General features: G+C 66.1%; 19 protein-coding genes. 16 read left to right on the top strand and 3 right to left on the bottom strand.

Annotation, left to right across the window (positions count from 1 at the left end):
* Nucleotides 1-2 precede the first annotated feature (2 nt).
* The 3 genes from BM345_RS04780 to BM345_RS04770 are packed head-to-tail and all read right to left on the bottom strand — an operon-like array spanning nt 3 to nt 2,532.
* The gene (locus tag BM345_RS04780) at nt 3-1,175 is read right to left on the bottom strand and encodes an MFS transporter (RefSeq protein WP_093376060.1); all 1,173 of its coding nucleotides are present in this window, start codon (nt 1,173-1,175) and stop codon (nt 3-5) included.
* Nucleotides 1,175-1,951, bottom strand: coding sequence for an SAM-dependent methyltransferase (locus BM345_RS04775; protein ID WP_093376058.1), 777 nt, complete (start codon nt 1,949-1,951; stop codon nt 1,175-1,177). The genes BM345_RS04780 and BM345_RS04775 overlap by 1 nt, the downstream gene beginning before the upstream one ends.
* Nucleotides 1,948-2,532, bottom strand: coding sequence for a Maf family nucleotide pyrophosphatase (locus tag BM345_RS04770; RefSeq protein WP_093376056.1), 585 nt, complete (start codon nt 2,530-2,532; stop codon nt 1,948-1,950). The genes BM345_RS04775 and BM345_RS04770 overlap by 4 nt, the downstream gene beginning before the upstream one ends.
* 51 nt (nt 2,533-2,583) lie before the next feature.
* Here BM345_RS04770 and BM345_RS04765 point away from each other — a divergent pair, with 51 nt between their 5' ends.
* The 16 genes from BM345_RS04765 (at nt 2,584) to BM345_RS04690 (ending at nt 17,249) form a co-directional block, all read left to right on the top strand.
* A complete protein-coding gene (locus BM345_RS04765) occupies nt 2,584-3,132 on the top strand; it encodes a YceD family protein (RefSeq protein WP_093376054.1) in 549 nt (182 codons plus the stop codon).
* A gap of 189 nt (nt 3,133-3,321) precedes the next feature.
* Nucleotides 3,322-3,504 (top strand): 50S ribosomal protein L32, encoded by a 183-nt coding sequence (gene rpmF / locus BM345_RS04760; protein ID WP_093376052.1) that lies wholly within the window; start codon nt 3,322-3,324, stop codon nt 3,502-3,504.
* A gap of 61 nt (nt 3,505-3,565) precedes the next feature.
* Nucleotides 3,566-4,657, top strand: coding sequence for a phosphate acyltransferase PlsX (gene plsX / locus BM345_RS04755; RefSeq protein ID WP_093376050.1), 1,092 nt, complete (start codon nt 3,566-3,568; stop codon nt 4,655-4,657).
* Nucleotides 4,657-5,634, top strand: coding sequence for a beta-ketoacyl-ACP synthase III (locus tag BM345_RS04750; protein ID WP_093376048.1), 978 nt, complete (start codon nt 4,657-4,659; stop codon nt 5,632-5,634). The genes plsX and BM345_RS04750 overlap by 1 nt, the downstream gene beginning before the upstream one ends.
* Before the next feature lie 55 nt (nt 5,635-5,689).
* Nucleotides 5,690-6,640 (top strand): ACP S-malonyltransferase, encoded by a 951-nt coding sequence (gene fabD, locus BM345_RS04745; RefSeq protein WP_093376046.1) that lies wholly within the window; start codon nt 5,690-5,692, stop codon nt 6,638-6,640.
* Between the two features lie 11 nt (nt 6,641-6,651).
* Entirely contained in the window at nt 6,652-7,398 is a 747-nt protein-coding gene (gene fabG, locus BM345_RS04740) for a 3-oxoacyl-ACP reductase FabG (protein WP_093376254.1), read from the top strand.
* A gap of 114 nt (nt 7,399-7,512) precedes the next feature.
* Complete coding sequence (gene acpP / locus BM345_RS04735) at nt 7,513-7,752, top strand: acyl carrier protein (protein ID WP_007830471.1); 240 nt, start codon at nt 7,513-7,515, stop codon at nt 7,750-7,752.
* A 93-nt stretch (nt 7,753-7,845) separates the two neighbouring features.
* Nucleotides 7,846-9,090 carry a beta-ketoacyl-ACP synthase II gene (gene fabF, locus BM345_RS04730; RefSeq protein WP_093376044.1) on the top strand — a complete coding sequence of 415 codons (1,245 nt, stop codon included), beginning with the start codon at nt 7,846-7,848 and terminating at the stop codon, nt 9,088-9,090.
* Nucleotides 9,091-9,103: 13 nt separating this feature from the next.
* Nucleotides 9,104-9,559, top strand: coding sequence for a hypothetical protein (locus BM345_RS04725; protein ID WP_093376042.1), 456 nt, complete (start codon nt 9,104-9,106; stop codon nt 9,557-9,559).
* Nucleotides 9,556-10,203 (top strand): RNA polymerase sigma factor RpoE, encoded by a 648-nt coding sequence (rpoE, locus tag BM345_RS04720; RefSeq protein ID WP_093376040.1) that lies wholly within the window; start codon nt 9,556-9,558, stop codon nt 10,201-10,203. The genes BM345_RS04725 and rpoE overlap by 4 nt, the downstream gene beginning before the upstream one ends.
* A gap of 19 nt (nt 10,204-10,222) precedes the next feature.
* Complete coding sequence (locus tag BM345_RS04715; RefSeq protein WP_093376038.1) at nt 10,223-10,894, top strand: sigma-E factor negative regulatory protein; 672 nt, start codon at nt 10,223-10,225, stop codon at nt 10,892-10,894.
* A gap of 17 nt (nt 10,895-10,911) precedes the next feature.
* A complete protein-coding gene (locus BM345_RS04710) occupies nt 10,912-11,970 on the top strand; it encodes a MucB/RseB C-terminal domain-containing protein (protein ID WP_093376036.1) in 1,059 nt (352 codons plus the stop codon).
* A 105-nt stretch (nt 11,971-12,075) separates the two neighbouring features.
* Nucleotides 12,076-13,560, top strand: a complete 1,485-nt coding sequence (locus tag BM345_RS04705) for a DegQ family serine endoprotease (RefSeq protein ID WP_093376252.1) — start codon at nt 12,076-12,078, stop codon at nt 13,558-13,560.
* Between the two features lie 512 nt (nt 13,561-14,072).
* Nucleotides 14,073-15,884: a translation elongation factor 4 gene (lepA, locus tag BM345_RS04700; RefSeq protein ID WP_093376034.1), complete on the top strand. Its 1,812-nt coding sequence runs from the start codon at nt 14,073-14,075 to the stop codon at nt 15,882-15,884.
* 6 nt (nt 15,885-15,890) lie between these two features.
* Nucleotides 15,891-16,862: a signal peptidase I gene (gene lepB, locus BM345_RS04695; protein WP_093376032.1), complete on the top strand. Its 972-nt coding sequence runs from the start codon at nt 15,891-15,893 to the stop codon at nt 16,860-16,862.
* 24 nt (nt 16,863-16,886) lie between these two features.
* Nucleotides 16,887-17,249: a DUF4845 domain-containing protein gene (locus BM345_RS04690; RefSeq protein WP_093376030.1), complete on the top strand. Its 363-nt coding sequence runs from the start codon at nt 16,887-16,889 to the stop codon at nt 17,247-17,249.
* The last annotated feature ends 13 nt before the right edge of the window (nt 17,250-17,262 follow it).

The following is a 17,262-nucleotide window of genomic DNA, read 5'->3' as shown; positions in this document are numbered from 1 at the left end:
TCTCAGTCCCCTGGCCGGGTTGCGCCCCCGTGGCGCGCGAACACGGCCAGGACCACGGCGAACAGCACCACCAGGTACAGCGCTGCCGTCAGTGTGTGCAGCTTGGCCACGAAACCGATCACCGGCGGTCCGGCCATGAAGCCCAGGTACGCGGCCGCCGCCACCGCCGCGATGCCTTGCGATGGCGCGACGCCCGGCAGGCGCGCCGCAGCGGCAAACAGGATGGGCACGATGTTGGCAAAGCCCATCCCCACGCCGGCAAAGGCTGCCAGCGCGATCCAGGGTTGTTTCGCCAGCAAGGCCAGCGTCATCGACGCGGCCGCCAGCAAGGCGCTGGCGCGCAGCAGCGTACGGGGCGTGAAGCGGGCGCGCAGCGCGTCGCCGGCGAAGCGGGTCGCCGCCATCGCCGCGGAGAAGCTGGCGTAGGCCAGGGCCGCCTGTTCCTGCGGGCTGCCCAGTTCCTGCTGCAGGTAAAGCACGCTCCAGTCGTAGATCGCCCCTTCGGCGATCAGCCCCAGGGCGGCCAACGCACCCAGGACCGCCAGGGCTCCACGCGGGAGACGGAATGCGTGGTCGCCGCCGGCCGAGGCCGTGGCATCGCGCGGCAGCATGCGCGTGGTGGCGAAGCCGATCGCGCCGGCCATGGCCAACGCCACCAGCAGCAGGTGCCACTGCGCACCCATGCCGGCGCCCAGGGCCATGCCGCCGGTCAGCGCGCCCACCATGCCGCCCAGGCTGAACATGCCGTGCATGCCGCTCATCAGCGGACGGCCGTCCTGCAACTCGAGTTGCGCTGCCTCGGTGTTGATGGCGACGTCGAATACGCTGGTGACTACGCCGAACACCGCCAGGAGTCCAAGCAGCGCGGCGTAGCCGGGCATCACCAGCAGCCCGGCCAGCATCAGGGCGTAGACGACGCCGGTGAGCCCGGCCATCGCCCTGGCGCCGCGCCGGCCGATCCAGGCGCCGGCGCGCGTGAGGCCCAGCAGCGCGCCGATGCCGGCAGCCAGCAAGGCGAAGCCCAGCTGCGCCTCGTCCACGCCATAGTGCGCCTTGACAGTGGGAATGTGCACGCCCCAGGTGGCGAAGATGAAGCCCGAGCAGAAGAACTGCGTGCGCGAGGCCCAGCGGGTGGCGGCGTAGATGGGATGGACGGCCGTGCTTGCGGAAGACATCAGCGTCCGATGGCGAAGACAGCCGGCGCGCGCTCGTCGGCTGCCACCGCGGGCGTGGCGCGCCAGCCCTTGACCGTGTTGGAGCGCACGTCGGCGGCTGCCAGCGTCAGGCCGCGGGCGATGGACAGGCGAGTGTTGTGCTGAAGCGCCTGCAGCAGGGCTTGCGTGAGAGCGGCGTTGCGGTAGGGCGTCTCGATGAAGAGCTGCGTCTGGCCGGTGCGCAGGGCCAGCGCTTCCAGCTCGCGGATGCGCTGCGTGCGTTCCGCCGCGTCCTGCGGCAGGTATCCCACGAAGGCGAAGTTCTGGCCGTTGAGGCCGCTGGCGGCCAGTGCCAGCAGCAGCGACACCGGCCCGCTCAGCGGCACCACGCGCAGCCCCAGTTCATGGGCCGCCCGCACCACGGAAGAGCCCGGGTCCGCCACAGCCGGCATCCCCGCTTCGCTGAGCAGGCCCATGTCGTTGCCTGCGAGGGCAGGGGCGAGCAGCGGTCGGGCGTCGAACTGGCCGCCGTGGTCGCCCTTCTTGTGGACTTCTCGTGGCAGTTCCTGGATCTGCTGCGCCTGCAGGGGCGCGGCCAGCGGGGTGACCGCGTCGACGCGCTTCAGGTAGGCGCGCGCCGACTTGGCGTTCTCGCAGATCCAGTGGGTGATCGCGGCGGCTGCCTGCAGGGTGCCCAGGGGCACCGACTGCTCCACCGGCGGCTGCGGCTCACAGCCGAAATCCAGTGGCGCGGGCACCAGGTAGAGCGCGCCGCGCTTCGTCGTCGCCTCCGTCAAAGCAGGCTCACTCCGGCGGCACGCAGCATCCTGCAGGTGCGGATCAGCGGCAGGCCCACCAGGGCGCTCGGGTCGTCGCTGTCGATGGCTTCCAGCAGGGCGATGCCCAGGCCCTCGCTCTTGGCGCTGCCGGCGCAGTCGAAGGGCTGCTCGGCTTGCAGGTAGGCCTCGATGGCGGCGTCGCCCAGGTCGCGGAAGACCACGCGCACCGGGGCGATGTCCTGCTGCTGGAAACCGGTGGCCTGGCACACCACGGCCACCGCGGTCTGGAAGATCAGCGTCTGGCCGCGCATGCGGCGCAACTGCTCGACCGCGCGGTGGTGGGTGCCGGGCTTGCCCAGTGACTCGCCATGCAGGTCGGCCACCTGGTCGGAGCCGATCACCACCGCCTGCGGGAAGCGCTGCGCCACGGCCTGCGCCTTCGCCAGCGCCAGGCGCTGGGCCAGCGCGCTGGGCGTTTCACCGGGCAGGGGCGTCTCGTCGACCTCGGGCGAATGCACTTCGAAGGGGAGCTTGAGCCGGTTCATCAGTTCGCGCCGGTAGCGCGAGGTGGAAGCCAGGATGACGGTGCGTTCTTGCATGTCCGCGATTGTCCCGGATGCTGCCGGCCAACGCGGATTAGACTCCTGCCGATGAAGAGAGATTTCGTGCCCGAGCACCTGCATGTCGCCGAGTTCGCCAAGGCGGGCGGGCAGCTGTCCGGCGACAACCCACTGGCTGAGTTCAAGCGGCTGGCGGCAGAGGCGGTCGAATCCGTCGAAGACCGCCAGGTGCACTGGGAAGCCGAGGGCGAAGAGCGCGAGGAAACCGGCGGCCGCGCCGAGCCCTGGATCCACTTGCGCGCCGGTGCCACGCTGCCCCTGACCTGCCAGCGCTGCCTGACGCCGGTGCAGACGCCGATCGAGGTGGACCGCTGGTTCCGCTTCGCAGCCGACGAGGAAAGCGCAGCCGCGCTGGACGAGGAACTGGAGGACGATGTGCTCGTCGCCAGCCGCGACTTCGACCTGCTGGAGCTGATCGAGGATGAACTGCTGATGGAAGTGCCCATCACGCCGCGCCACGAGGTCTGCCCGCAGGACCTTCCGCTGTCCGTCCAGGATGCGGACTTCGATTCGAGTGAAAAGGAGCGCGTCAATCCCTTTGCCGCACTGGCCAAATTGCGCTCCGACAAGGCCGAGTAACAAGGGCTGGCGCTACGCACACTGGCTAGGCTATAATCATGGGCTTCGCGCGTAACCCAAACCAGTTGCTCGAGCGTGACCGTCGTGGTCGGGCATTCGAATTGGAATTGGGAATGGCAGGCGTCCTCGGTGTTCTGGGGTCGATTCTGCAAAAGCGTCCCGCCAACCAACCAGATTCCAGGAGCCATCATGGCCGTTCAGCAAAACAAGAAGTCGCCCTCCAAGCGGGGCATGCACCGTTCGCACAATGCGCTGAACGTGCCCGGCATCGCCGTGGAACCCACCACCGGCGAAACGCACCTGCGTCACCACATCAGCCCCAACGGCTTCTACCGTGGTCGCCAGGTGCTGAAGACCAAGAACGAAGCCTGATTCGCATTTCCCAGGCGCGGGCCCGAGGCTACTTCTGCTGTAGCGTCGGGCCTTTGTTTTGATGGCTACGCCCTCCCAATTCGCTTCCGCTCCCCTGGATGCGGTCACCCTGGCGGTGGACTGCATGGGGGGTGACCATGGCGCTTCGGTCACGCTGCCCGCCTGCAGGTCCTTTCTGGAGCGCCATGAGCAAGCTTCGCTCATCCTCGTGGGCGCGCCTGCCGCACTGGCCGGCTTCTCCCACCCCCGCGCCCGAATCGTCGAGGCCAGCGAGGTGGTGGGCATGGACGATCCAATCGAGATTGCCCTGCGCAAGAAGAAGGATTCCTCCATGCGCGTGGCCATCGCGCAGGTCAAGGACGGAGCTGCCCAGGCGGCCGTGTCCGCCGGCAACACCGGTGCGCTGATGGCCATTGCGCGCTATCTGCTCAAGACCCTGGACGGCATCGACCGCCCCGCCATCGCGCCACAACTGCCGAACGTCAAGGGGGGCGCCACCACGGTGCTGGACCTGGGTGCCAACGTCGATTGCGACGCCGAAGACCTCCTTCAGTTTGCGGTTCTGGGGTCGGCGCTGGTATCGGCGTTGACCGGAAACGAGTCGCCATCGGTCGGCTTGCTCAACATCGGCGAAGAAGCCATCAAGGGCAGCGAAACAATAAAAAAAGCGTCGCAACTGCTGCGTACGGCTGCCAATTCGCAAGATCTGAACTTCTTCGGCAACGTGGAGGGCAACGACATCTACAAGGGCACGACCGACATCGTTGTATGTGACGGTTTTGTCGGAAATGTTGCACTCAAGGCGAGCGAGGGCGTTGCGTCGATGATTGGCGAGTTCATTCGCATGGAGTTTTCGCGCAGCATCTTCACTAAACTTGCTGCCATTGCCGCCTATCCGGTCCTGAAGTCCTTTAAGAGTCGGCTGGATCATCGGCGCTACAACGGCGCGGCGCTGCTGGGCCTGCGCGGCTTGGTGTTCAAGAGCCATGGGTCTGCTGACGAGATGGCTTTCGGGTACGCGCTGGATCGCGCTTATGATGCCGCTCGCAACAATCTGCTCGACCGCGTTCGAGCCCGCATCGCGCACGCCGCACCGCTTCTTGCGCGTAGAGAGTCCGCGGCGCCGGCCGAGTCGGCGGCACTTCAAGTCTGATGGCTTCATATTCAAGAATTACCGGAACGGGCAGCTACCTGCCGCCGCGCCGGGTGACCAACGACGATCTGGCGCGCGAATTGGCGCAGCGCGGGATCGAGACCTCCGACCAATGGATCATTGAGCGGACCGGCATCCGTGCCCGCCATTTCGCCGCCCCCGAGGTGACGAGCAGCGACCTGGGCTTCGAGGCCGCCAGGCACGCCCTCGAATCCGCCGGACGCAAGGCGGAAGAGGTCGACCTGATCATCGTGGCCACGTCAACGCCGGACATGGTGTTTCCGTCGTCCGCGGCGATCCTGCAGAACAAGCTCGGCATCGCCGGCTGCCCGGCCTTCGACGTGCAGGCCGTCTGCAGCGGTTTCGTCTACGCCCTGACGGTGGCCGACGCCATGATCCGCACCGGCAGCGCCAAGTGCGCGCTGGTGGTGGGCGCCGAGGTTTTCTCCCGCATCCTGGATTTCAACGACCGCACCACCTGCGTGCTGTTCGGCGACGGCGCCGGCGCCGTGGTGCTGGAAGCCAGCGAGACTCCCGGCATCCTGGCCAGCGACCTGCACGCGGACGGCAAGCACGTCGGCATCCTGTGCGTGCCCGGCCATGTCTCCGGCGGCCAGGTCAGCGGCACGCCCTTGCTGCACATGGACGGCCAGGCCGTCTTCAAGCTGGCGGTGCGCGTGCTGGAAGAAGCCGCCCGCGCCACGCTGGCCAAGGCCGGCAAGACCGACGCGGACATCGACTGGCTGATTCCGCACCAGGCCAACATCCGCATCATGGAAGGCACGGCCAAGAAGCTGAAGCTGGACCGTGAGAAGCTGATCGTGACCGTGCACGAGCACGGCAACACCTCGGCAGCCTCCATTCCGCTGGCGCTCGACGACGCCGTGCGCAGCGGCAAGGTGAAGAAAGGCGACACCGTCATGCTCGAGGGCGTGGGTGGCGGCTTCACCTGGGGCGCCGTCCTATTGAATATGTAGGGCGCGCCGGCCCGACCCACGGGCCGCGCGTCACTGCAGGAGACAGAACAGAACAATGAAATCATCCGCCTTCGTATTCCCGGGCCAGGGTTCGCAATCGGTTGGCATGCTGGACGCCTGGGGCGACCACGCCGTCGTGCGCGAGACGCTGGCAGAAGCTTCCGATGCACTGGGCGAGGACGTCGCCAAGCTGATCCATGAAGGCCCGAAGGAAGCGCTCGCACTCACCACCAATACGCAGCCGGTGATGCTGGTGGCTGCCGTCGCTGCCTGGCGCGCCTGGCTGGCCGAGGGCGGCGAGACGCCGTCGGTGGTCGCCGGCCATTCGCTGGGCGAGTACTCGGCGCTGGTCGCCTCCGGTGTCCTCACGCTGGCGCAGGCCGCGCCGCTGGTTCGCTTTCGCGCCCAGGCCATGCAGCAGGCCGTGCCGGTGGGTGCCGGCGCCATGGCCGCCATCCTCGGCATGGACGCGGCCAAGGTCATCGCCGGCTGTGCCGAAGCCACCGCCACCTTCGGCGCCGGTTCGCCCGAGGTGGTCGAGGCCGTCAACTTCAACGATCCGATGCAGACCGTGATCGCCGGCAGCAAGGCCGCCGTCGAGAAGGCCTGCGAGATGCTCAAGGCCAGCGGCGCCAAGCGCGCACTGCCGCTGCCGGTATCGGCGCCTTTCCATTCGAGCCTGATGAAGCCTGCTGCCGACGCGCTGCGCGCCAGGCTGGCCGAGGTGAGCTTTGCCGCGCCCCAGATCCCGGTGGTCAACAACATCGACGTGGCGGTCGAGAGCGACGGCGATCGCATCCGCGAGGCGCTGGTGCGCCAGGCCGCCGGCCCGGTGCGCTGGGTCGAGACGGTGCAGGCCCTGCAGGCGCGCGGCGTCGCGGCCGTGATCGAATGCGGTCCGGGCAAGGTGCTGGCCGGCATGGCCAAGCGCATCGCCCCCGATCTGGCATCGGGTGCCATCTACGATCCGGCCTCGCTGGCCGAAGTGAAACAACAACTGGCTTGAGCAAGAGCGACATGAGCGATTCCATTGCATTCGAAGGCCAGGTGGCCCTGGTGACCGGCGCCACCCGCGGCATCGGCGCAGCCATCGCGCTCGAGCTGGCGCAGCGCGGCCTCAAGGTGATCGGCACCGGCACGACGGCCGAAGGCGCTGCTTCCATCGGCGCGGCGCTGTCGGCCCACGGCGGCCAGGGCCAAGTGCTCAACGTGAACGATGCCGCCGCGACCGACGCGCTGATCGACGCCATCGTGAAGGAGCACGGCGCCCTGCATGTGCTGGTCAACAACGCCGGCATCACCCGCGACACGCTGGCCATGCGCCTGAAGGACGAGGACTGGGACGCGGTGCTGGACACCAACCTGAAGGCGGTGTTCCGCCTCTCGCGCGCCGTGATCCGCCCGATGATGAAGCAGCGCTACGGCCGCATCATCAGCATCACCAGCGTGGTGGGCGCTTCCGGCAACCCCGGCCAGGCCAACTACGCGGCCGCCAAGGCCGGGGTGGCGGGCATGACCCGCGCACTGGCCCGGGAGCTGGGCAGCCGCAACATCACGGTCAACTGCGTGGCGCCTGGCTTCATCGCCACCGACATGACGTCCTCGCTGCCCGAGGCCCAACAGCAGGCGCTGCTCACGCAGATCCCGCTGGGCCACCTGGGCAAGCCGGCCGACATCGCCCATGCCGTGGCCTACCTCGCGTCGCCGCAGGCGGGCTACGTCACGGGCCAGGAATTGCACGTCAACGGCGGCATGTACATGTAGGCGTTCACCCGCCACCCGTTCGACCACCCATTTCACTAAGCGGCGGGTCAGGCAAAACAATGTGCCCGGCCCGCTAAAATCCACAGGTTACTTACAACCCTCAGAGGGAACCAAATGAGCGATATCGAAGCACGTGTCAAGAAAATCATCGCCGAGCAGCTCGGCGTGGAAGAGTCCCAAGTCACCAACGAAAAGGCTTTCGTGGCCGACCTCGGCGCGGACTCTCTGGACACGGTCGAACTGGTGATGGCGCTCGAAGACGAATTCGGCATCGAGATCCCGGACGAAGACGCCGAGAAGATCACGACGGTGCAGAACGCCGTCGACTACGCCACCAAGAACCAGAAGGCCTGATCGGCCTCCCGGAGTTCCGCTCATCGGTGCGCTGCCCTTTTGGATGACGCGCCGCGCCAGCGGGTCTCACTCATCCCAGAAAGGTATGCAGGCATGACCAAACGCCGCGTCGTCGTGACCGGGCTGGGTTGCCTGGCTCCAGTCGGAAACACCGTCACGGAAGCCTGGGCCAACCTGTTGGCTGGACAGTCCGGCATCGACACCATCCAGAGCTTCGATGCCAGTGCCTTCGCCTGCAAGTTTGCCGGTGAGGTCAAGGGCTTCGACATCTCGAAGTTCATTCCCGAGAAGGAAGCGCGCCACATGGACCGCTTCATCCATCTCGGCCTCGCCGCGGCCATCCAGGCCGTGGAGGACAGCGGACTGCCCACGGGCGACGCATTGAGCCCCGAGATGGCCGATCGCATCGGCTGCAACATCGGCTCGGGCATCGGCGGCCTGCCGATGATCGAGAACACGCATTCGGAGCTGGTCAACCGCGGCCCGCGCCGCGTGTCGCCCTTCTTCGTGCCTGCGTCGATCATCAACATGATCTCGGGCCACGTGTCGATCAAGTACGGCTTCAAGGGCCCGAACATCGCCGTGGTCACCGCCTGCACGACCGGCCTGCATGCCCTTGGCATCGCAGCGCGCATGATCGAGTACGGCGATGCGGACGTCATGGTCGCGGGCGGCGCCGAATCCACCGTGTCCCCCCTGGGCATCGGCGGCTTCGCGGCTGCACGTGCCCTGAGCACCCGCAACGACGATCCCAAGACGGCTTCGCGCCCCTGGGACAAGGACCGCGACGGCTTCGTGCTGGGCGAGGGTGCCGGCGTGATGGTGCTCGAGGAATACGAGCACGCCAGGAAGCGCGGCGCCAAGATCTACGCCGAGCTCTCGGGCTTCGGCATGTCCGGCGATGCGTACCACATGACCGCGCCCGACGTGGACGGCCCGCGCCGCTCCATGGTCAACGCGCTGGCCAATGCTGGCGTCAACGCCGACCAGGTGGGCTACATCAATGCGCACGGCACCTCCACGCCGCTGGGCGACGTCAACGAGACGAACGCCATCAAGCTGGCTTTCGGCGACCAGGCGAAGAAGCTGGTGGTGAACTCGACCAAGTCCATGACCGGCCACCTGCTGGGCGGCGCGGGCGGCATCGAGTCGGTGTTCACGGTGCTGGCGCTTCATCATCAGAAGAGCCCGCCCACCATCAACATCTTCAACCAGGATCCGGAGTGCGATCTCGACTACTGCGCCAATGAGGCGCGCGATCTGAAGATCGACGTCGCGGTCAAGAACAACTTCGGCTTCGGCGGCACCAACGGCACGCTGGTGTTCAAGCGGGCTTGATCTGCAAACATCCATGCACAGCGCCCCATCGGTAAGCTTTCCGGTGGGGCGCTCGCGCATGGCGCGGCGCCTTCTCGGCTTTCTCTGGACGCTGGGTGCGGCGGCGCTGTGCGCATGGGCGCTCCAGTTCAGTGGCCCCTTCGTCTGGCGCACGGGCTTGCTGCTTGCCGCGGTGCTGCTTGCCGGCGTTTCGGCCCGGCATGCGTCGCGACTGGGGGAGGGCGCCGAGTTGCGCTGGGACGGCCAGCACTGGTCGTGCAACGGACGCGCAAGCTTCCACGCCGCGACCGCCACCATTCACCTGGACCTGCAATCACTGATGCTTGTTTGCCTGCAAGAGCCCGGCCGGCGCGCCGCCTGGCTGTGGCTGGACCGCGCATGCCTTCCCGCGCGCTGGCTCGATCTGCGCCGCGCATTGCATGCAGCGCAGCCCCAGCAGGATCCTCCTGAGGGGCTCGTCCAGCCATGAGCGAAAGCATCACACCCCCCGCGCCACCTCCGCCGGCCAATTCCGCGGATGCGGACTTCCAGCTGGTCCAGCGCACCGTCGCGGGTGACGACAAGGCCTACGAGCTGCTGGTGCTGAAGTACCAGCGGCGCATCGAGCGGCTGATCGGCCGCATGGTGCGCGACGTGGACCTGGTCGAGGACATCGCCCAGGAAACCTTCATCCGCGCCTACCGGGCCTTGCATCAGTTCCGGGGCGAGGCCCAGTTCTACACCTGGCTCTACCGCATCGCCGTCAACACCGCCAAGAAGGCGCTGGTGGACATGAAGCGCGACCCGACGGTGAGCGAAGCGGCCTTTCGCTCCAGCGACGACGACGATGAAACTTACCGGCCCGGAAATGAACCAATCAGCGACGAGAGCCCGGACACGATCCTTGCTGCCAAGGAAATCGCGGCCGCTGTGAACGCTGCCATGGAAGCGCTGCCCAACGAATTGCGGCAGGCGGTGACCCTGCGCGAGATCGAGGGCTTGAGCTATGAAGAGATCGCCGAGGTCATGAACTGCCCCATCGGGACCGTGCGCTCGCGAATCTTCCGGGCCCGTGAAGCCATTTCGGCCCGGGTCAAACCGCTCCTGGACAGCCAGTCCGGGAAGCGCTGGTAAGTCTTAGCAGGTGAACGAAATGAACGACTCCGACAATTTGCGCGAACAGGTCTCGGCATTGGTGGACGGCCAGTTGCGTGGCGACGACTTCGCCCGTGCCGTCGAGCAGGTCTGTGGCCAGGAAGAACTGCGTGCCACCTGGCACGCCTACCACGTGGTGGGCGATGTGCTGCGCACGGGCGAGCATGTCGCCTGCCAGAACGCTTCGGCCTTCCTGGGTCGGTTCCGCGAGCGCCTGGCGGCCGAAGGCCGTCTGTCGAGCGCGCCGGTGGCCGTGGCAGAGCCCGTGGCCCACATCCGGGCGGAAGCGGCCAACGAGCCGGTGTTCCGGTGGAAGCTCGTGGCCGGCATCGCCTCGGTGGCTGCCGCCGCCGCCATCGGCTGGAACTGGAGCAGCACCCTGATGCCGGGCTCGGCCGGCCCGCACGTCGCCCAGCAGTCGAGCGTGCCCGGCGTGCAGCAGCAAGGCATTGCCGCGGGGCCGGTGCTGGCTTCGGCCGTCGAACCGGCCGCCGCGCCGCAGGCCACCACGGCCACCCGCGTGCTGGTGGGCAACAACCCCGTGCCCCAGGTGATGCTTCGCGATCCGCGCCTGGATGCGCTGCTCGAAGCGCACCAGCAGGCTGGCGGCGCCTCGCACATGCCCTCGGGCTTCCTGCGCAACGCCACCTTCGAAGGGCAGTCGCGCTGAACTTCAGCCCAGGACCGATGACGATTTCCACGCGCCGCTCCGTTTCGCTTTTCCTGCCGGCCCTGGTCCTGCTTTGCATGGCCCAGATCGCGACGGCGCAACCCGCACCGCCGGCGGCGTCCACGCCTTCCGCGTCGAGCGGCGGCCCTGACGAGAGCTCGAACCTGAGCGTGGTCGAGTGGCTCAAGCGCATGCATGGCGCGGCCCGCAGCCATGCCTACGTGGGCACTTTCGTGGTGACCGTGGCGGCCGGCAACCTGTCGAGCGCGCGCATCTGGCACGCGTGCGAAGGCGATCTGCAGATCGAGCGCGTCGACGTGCTCTCCGGACCGCCGCGCACCACTTTCCGCCGCAACGAGCAGGTGCTCACCTTCCTGCCCGACCAGCGCGTGATCAAGAGCGAGAAGCGCGAGAACTCCGAGCTTTTTCCCAACCTGCTGGGCGTGCCCGACTCCGCCATCGCCGACTTCTACACCGTCAAGGTGGTCGGCAAGGGCCGCGTGGCCGGCTTCGACACCGACGTGATCCAGCTGATGCCGCGCGACCAGCTGCGCTTCGGCTACCGCGTCTGGACCGAAAAGCGCACCGGCCTGCTCACCAAGCTGCAGACCGTGGACAGCGACGGCAAGGTGGTGGAGCAGTCGGCCTTCTCCGAACTGCAGCTGGATGCCCCCGTGAAGGTGCAGGCCCTGTCGCAGATGATGGGCAGCACCGCCGGCTACCGGATGGAGAAGTCGCAGGTGGAGCGCACCACGGCCCAGGCCGAAGGCTGGGCGCTGAAGAACCCCGTGCCCGGCTTCAAGCCGATGAGTTGCAACCGCCGCGCGATCGCCGGTTCTGAGCGCACCCTGCAATGGACCTTCTCCGACGGCCTGGCCACGGTGTCGCTGTTCCTGGAGCCTTTCGACGCCAAGCGCGATGCGCAGGAAGGCACGATGGCGCTGGGCGCCACCTACACCCTCACGCGGCGCATCGCCGACCCGGCGGGCGACTGGTGGCTCACTGCGGTGGGCGAAGTGCCCGCGCGCACGCTCGAAGCCTTCGCCCAGAACCTGACGCGCCAGCCCACGCGATAAGGCGTAGGAGAGCGCCATCAGGCTGAACCATTGCGCCCGTTCGGGTTCATAGTGCTGACTTGCTATTGCTTCTTTCTTAATTCCTGGGAAAGCCATTCGATGATGATGCTGTTCAAAGCTGAGGGAAAAGAGCTTCGCGCCTATGCCATGGCGGCGGGGCTGGCCTTGGGTGCCATGCTGGGCCTGGTGCCCGCAACGCCCGTGCAGGCGCAGACGGCCTCGCGCACGCTGCCGGACTTCACCGACCTGGTGGACCAGGTGGGGCCGTCGGTGGTCAACATCCGCACCATCGAGCGTGTGAGCCAGCGCGGCGGCAATCCGGAGATGGACGAGGAGATGCAGGAATTCTTCCGCCGCTTCTTCGGCCAGCCCATGCCCGGTGCGCCACGTTCCGGACCCCGGCCCAACCGACCCTCGCCGCAGGAAGAGGAGCGCCCGCGCGGCGTCGGCTCCGGCTTCATCCTCACGCCCGACGGCTACGTGATGACGAATGCGCACGTCGTGGAGGACGCTTCCGAGGTGCTGGTCACGCTGCCCGACAAGCGCGAGTTCAAGGCACGCATCGTCGGCTCGGACAAGCGCACCGATGTGGCCGTGGTCAAGATCGACGCCACCGGCCTGCCCGCGGTGAAGGTGGGCGACGTGTCCAAGCTGCGCGTGGGCGAATGGGTGATGGCCATCGGCTCGCCCTTCGGCCTGGAGAACACCGTGACGGCCGGCATCGTCAGCGCCAAGCAGCGCGACACCGGCGACTACCTGCCCTTCATCCAGACCGACGTGGCCATCAACCCCGGCAATTCGGGCGGCCCGCTGATCAACATGCGCGGCGAGGTGGTGGGCATCAACAGCCAGATCTACTCGCGCTCGGGCGGCTTCATGGGCATCTCCTTCTCGATCCCGATCGACGAGGCGTGGCGCGTGGCCGAGCAGCTGCGTACCAGCGGCCGCGTCTCGCGCGGACGCATCGGCGTGCAGATCGACCAGGTCACCAAGGACGTGGCCGAGTCCATCGGCCTGGGCAAGCCCGCAGGCGCACTGGTGCGCAGCGTGGAAACCGGCTCGCCCGGCGAGAAGGCGGGCATCGAGGCCGGCGACATCATCACCAAGTTCGACGGCAAGGCCATCGACCGTCCGAGCGACCTGCCGCGCCTGGTGGGCAACACCAAGCCCGGCACGAAGAGCGTGGTCACCGTGTTCCGCCGCGGGGCATCGCGCGACCTGAACGTGACCATTGCCGAGATCGAGCCCGACAAGGCGCCGAAGATCGCGGCCGAGCGTGAGGAGCCCGCACCCAAGGCCTCGGCCTCGGTGGCGGCGCGCTCGCTGGGCCTGGCGGTGAGCGAGCTCACCGATGCGCAGAAGCGCGAACTCAAGCTCAAGGGCGGCGTGAAGGTCGAGTCGGCCAACGAGGCCGCGGCCCGCGCCGGCCTGCGCGAGGGAGATGTGATCCTCGCCGTGGGCAATACGGAGATCGCCAGCGTGAAGGAGTTCGACAACGCCCTGGGCAAGGCGGACAAGTCCAAGCCCATCAGCATGCTGTTCCGCCGGGGCGACTGGGCCCAGTACGCCTTGGTGCGTCCTGCCCGCTGAAGAGCGGGCGGTCGTCAAGTGGCCCCAGCCGCTAGTCGGGTTTGGGGCCCTTTTTGGCCAAATGAACACGCTCCAGAAAAATATTCTTCAGCCAGTTTTTCGCGTTAGTTAGTTTGCGCACACTAACTTACCAAAGGGCTAACAACCCGATTTGATAGAATACGCGGGCGCTCCAGCAGGTTCCTATGCATAAGCCGAAGGCTCTTGTTCACGATGCGGGATGGCTTGTGACAGTCCACCGGCGCTCCACAGATCGCCCACAAGTTGTCCAAACCATAGCCCACAGCATTTGTTGACAAGCTGTTGATAAGTTTCATGTTGCTGACCCGCAACGAGCCTTTTGGCCGGTCCGCTCGGCTGTACGCGCCCCCCTTTTTGCCTACAATGAAGCTCCAACTACTGCAGTTGCCATTGCTTGTTGGTTCAGGGCGCGTCTCTCAGAGGACGCGCCCTTTTTTCTTGCCTGTTGCTCGCGTGCACGAGGCAATTCAAGTACTTAAGCGTCCCCGTTGATGAATCACATCAGAAATTTTTCGATCATTGCGCACATCGACCACGGCAAGTCGACGCTCGCCGATCGCTTGATCCAACGCTGCGGCGGACTCGCGGATCGCGAGATGGAAGCGCAGGTCCTCGACTCGATGGACATCGAGAAAGAGCGTGGGATAACCATCAAGGCACAGACCGCTGCGCTGCACTACAAGGCACGCGACGGCAAGGTCTACAACCTCAATCTCATCGACACACCGGGGCACGTCGACTTCTCTTATGAAGTGTCGCGCTCGCTGTCTGCATGCGAAGGCGCGCTGCTCGTCGTCGATGCGAGCCAAGGTGTGGAAGCACAGACGGTGGCCAACTGCTACACCGCGCTCGACCTCGGTGTGGAAGTGCTGCCGGTGCTCAACAAGATGGATCTGCCGCAAGCCGATCCCGACAACGCGAAGGCCGAGATCGAGGACGTGATCGGCATCGATGCGACCGACGCGATTCCGTGTTCCGCGAAGACCGGCATGGGCATCGACGAAATCCTCGAGGCCGTGGTCGCGAAGGTGCCGGCGCCGCGCGGCAATCCCGAAGGCGCTCTGCGCGCGATGATCATCGACAGCTGGTTCGACGCCTACGTGGGCGTGGTGATGCTGGTGCGCGTGGTCGACGGCCGCCTGGCCAAGGGCGATCGCATCAAGATGATGGCCAGCGGCGCGAGCTACAACGCCGACAACCTGGGCGTCTTCACGCCGGCGAACGAGTCGCGCAATTCGCTGGAGGCGGGCGAGGTGGGCTACATCATCGCCGGCATCAAGGAACTGCAGGCCGCGAAGGTGGGCGACACCGTCACCCAGATCAAGCAGGGCAGCGGCGGTGCGGCATTCACGTCCACCGAGCCGCTGCCGGGCTTCAAGGAAATCCAGCCGCAGGTCTTCGCCGGCCTGTACCCGACCGAGGCCAGCGAGTACGACGCGCTGCGCGATGCGCTGGAAAAGCTCAAGCTCAACGACGCTTCGCTGCAGTACGAACCCGAAGTGAGCCAGGCGCTGGGCTTCGGCTTCCGCTGCGGTTTCCTGGGCCTCCTGCACATGGAGATCGTGCAGGAGCGCCTGGAGCGCGAATTCGACCAGGACCTCATCACCACCGCGCCCAGCGTTGTCTACCAGGTGATGAAGAACGATGGCGAAGTTCTCATGGTGGAGAACCCGTCCAAGATGCCCGACGTCGGCCGCATGGCCGAGATTCGCGAGCCCATCGTCACGGTGCACCTGTACATGCCGCAGGAGTACGTGGGTGCGGTGATGACGCTGGCCAACCAGAAGCGCGGCGTTCAGATCAACATGGCCTACCACGGCCGGCAGGTGATGCTCACCTATGAGATGCCGCTGGGCGAGATCGTGCTGGACTTCTTCGACAAGCTGAAGTCGGTGAGCCGCGGCTATGCCTCCATGGACTACGAATTCAAGGAGTACCGGGCATCGGACGTGGTGAAGGTCGACATCCTGCTCAACGGCGAGAAGGTCGATGCGCTGTCGATCATCGTGCACCGCAGCCAGTCGCAATACCGCGGCCGGGCGGTGGTGTCGAAGATGCGCGAGATCATTTCGCGCCAGATGTTCGACGTTGCCATCCAGGCAGCGATCGGGGTCAACATCATTGCGCGTGAGACAATCAAGGCGCTTCGCAAGAACGTGCTCGCCAAGTGCTACGGCGGCGACATCACCCGCAAGAAGAAGCTCCTGGAAAAGCAGAAGGCGGGCAAGAAGCGAATGAAACAGATCGGCTCGGTCGAGGTGCCCCAGGAGGCCTTCCTCGCCATCCTGCAAGTCGAAGACTAAGAACAAATGCCTTTTCTCACTTCCCTCATCCTCGCGGCCTTTGCCGGCTATATCGGTGCCTGGTATTTCGGCGCGGTCGAAGGCAATTTCTCGCTGCTGCTGTTTCTCGCCACGCTGGTGACCGGGCTGTACTGGGTGGCGGAGCGCTTCTATTTCCTGCCGCGCCGGCGCCAGGCGGCGCATGCGCTCGAGAGCTCGCTGTCGCAGCGCCAGTCCGATCTGGCGAAGCAGGGCATCACGCAGGTCGACACGGTGGACCCGAAGGCGCGCGAGCGCCTGCTGATGCAGCCCTGGTGGCTGGACTGGACCGCGGGCCTGTTCCCGGTGATCCTGGCCGTGTTCCTGCTGCGCTCCTTCATCGTCGAGCCGTTCAAGATTCCGTCGGGTTCGATGATGCCGACGCTGCTTACCGGCGACCTGATCCTGGTCAACAAGTTCACCTACGGCCTGCGCCTGCCGGTGATCAACACCAAGATCACCGACGGCACGCCGCCCGCGCGTGGCGACGTGATGGTGTTCCGCTATCCGCCCAAGCCGAGCATGGACTACATCAAGCGCGTGGTCGGCCTGCCGGGCGACGAGGTGGCTTACCTGAACAAGCAGCTCACCATCAACGGCAAGCCGGTGACCAAGACGGCCATTCCGGATTATTTCGACGAGGAGAGCATGCGCTACCTCAAGCAATTCAGCGAAGACCTCGGCGGAAAAGAACACAAAATTCTCAATGACGAGAGCCGCCGTGCTGGTTTGTCCGAGGTCGAGATTGCAGAGTTCCCGAATCGTGACAATTGCCGTTACAGTATTGAAGGCGTGGTTTGCAAAGTTCCCGCGGGTCACTATTTCATGATGGGTGACAACCGCGACAACTCGCTGGACTCGCGCTATTGGGGCTTCGTCCCGGATGAGAACATCGTCGGAAGAGCGTTCTTCATCTGGATGAACTTCGGCAATTTCAAACGCATTGGCTCGTTCCAATAAGCGTTCAAAAAAACGAGGGTAGTCATGAGGGTTAAGCGGTGGAGCCGCCCGGCTGGGCAGCGTGGCATCTCGTTCATCGGCCTGCTGTTCGTGGCGGTTGTGGTCGGGTGCGTGGGCGTGGTGGTGGCGCAGGTCATCCCGACGCTGATCGAATACCAGGCCATCCTCAAGGCGACCAACAAGGCCAAGGACGGCACCACGGTGCCCGAGGTTCGCGCGATCTTCGACCGCGCCCAGGCCATCGACGACTTCCAGTCCGTCGCCGGCAAGGACCTCGATATCCAGAAGGTGGGCGACAAGGTCGTGGTCTCTTTCGCCTACGACCGCGAAATCCACCTCTTCGGCCCGGCCTACCTGCTGCTTAAATACAAGGGCCAGTCGAGCTGACGGCTCGGCGCGC

This window comes from Variovorax sp. OV329, assembly GCF_900114785.1.
Lineage (GTDB): Bacteria > Pseudomonadota > Gammaproteobacteria > Burkholderiales > Burkholderiaceae_C > Variovorax.
The sequence above is the reverse complement of the archived record's forward strand: the minus strand, read 5'-3'. Positions and strand labels throughout refer to the sequence as shown.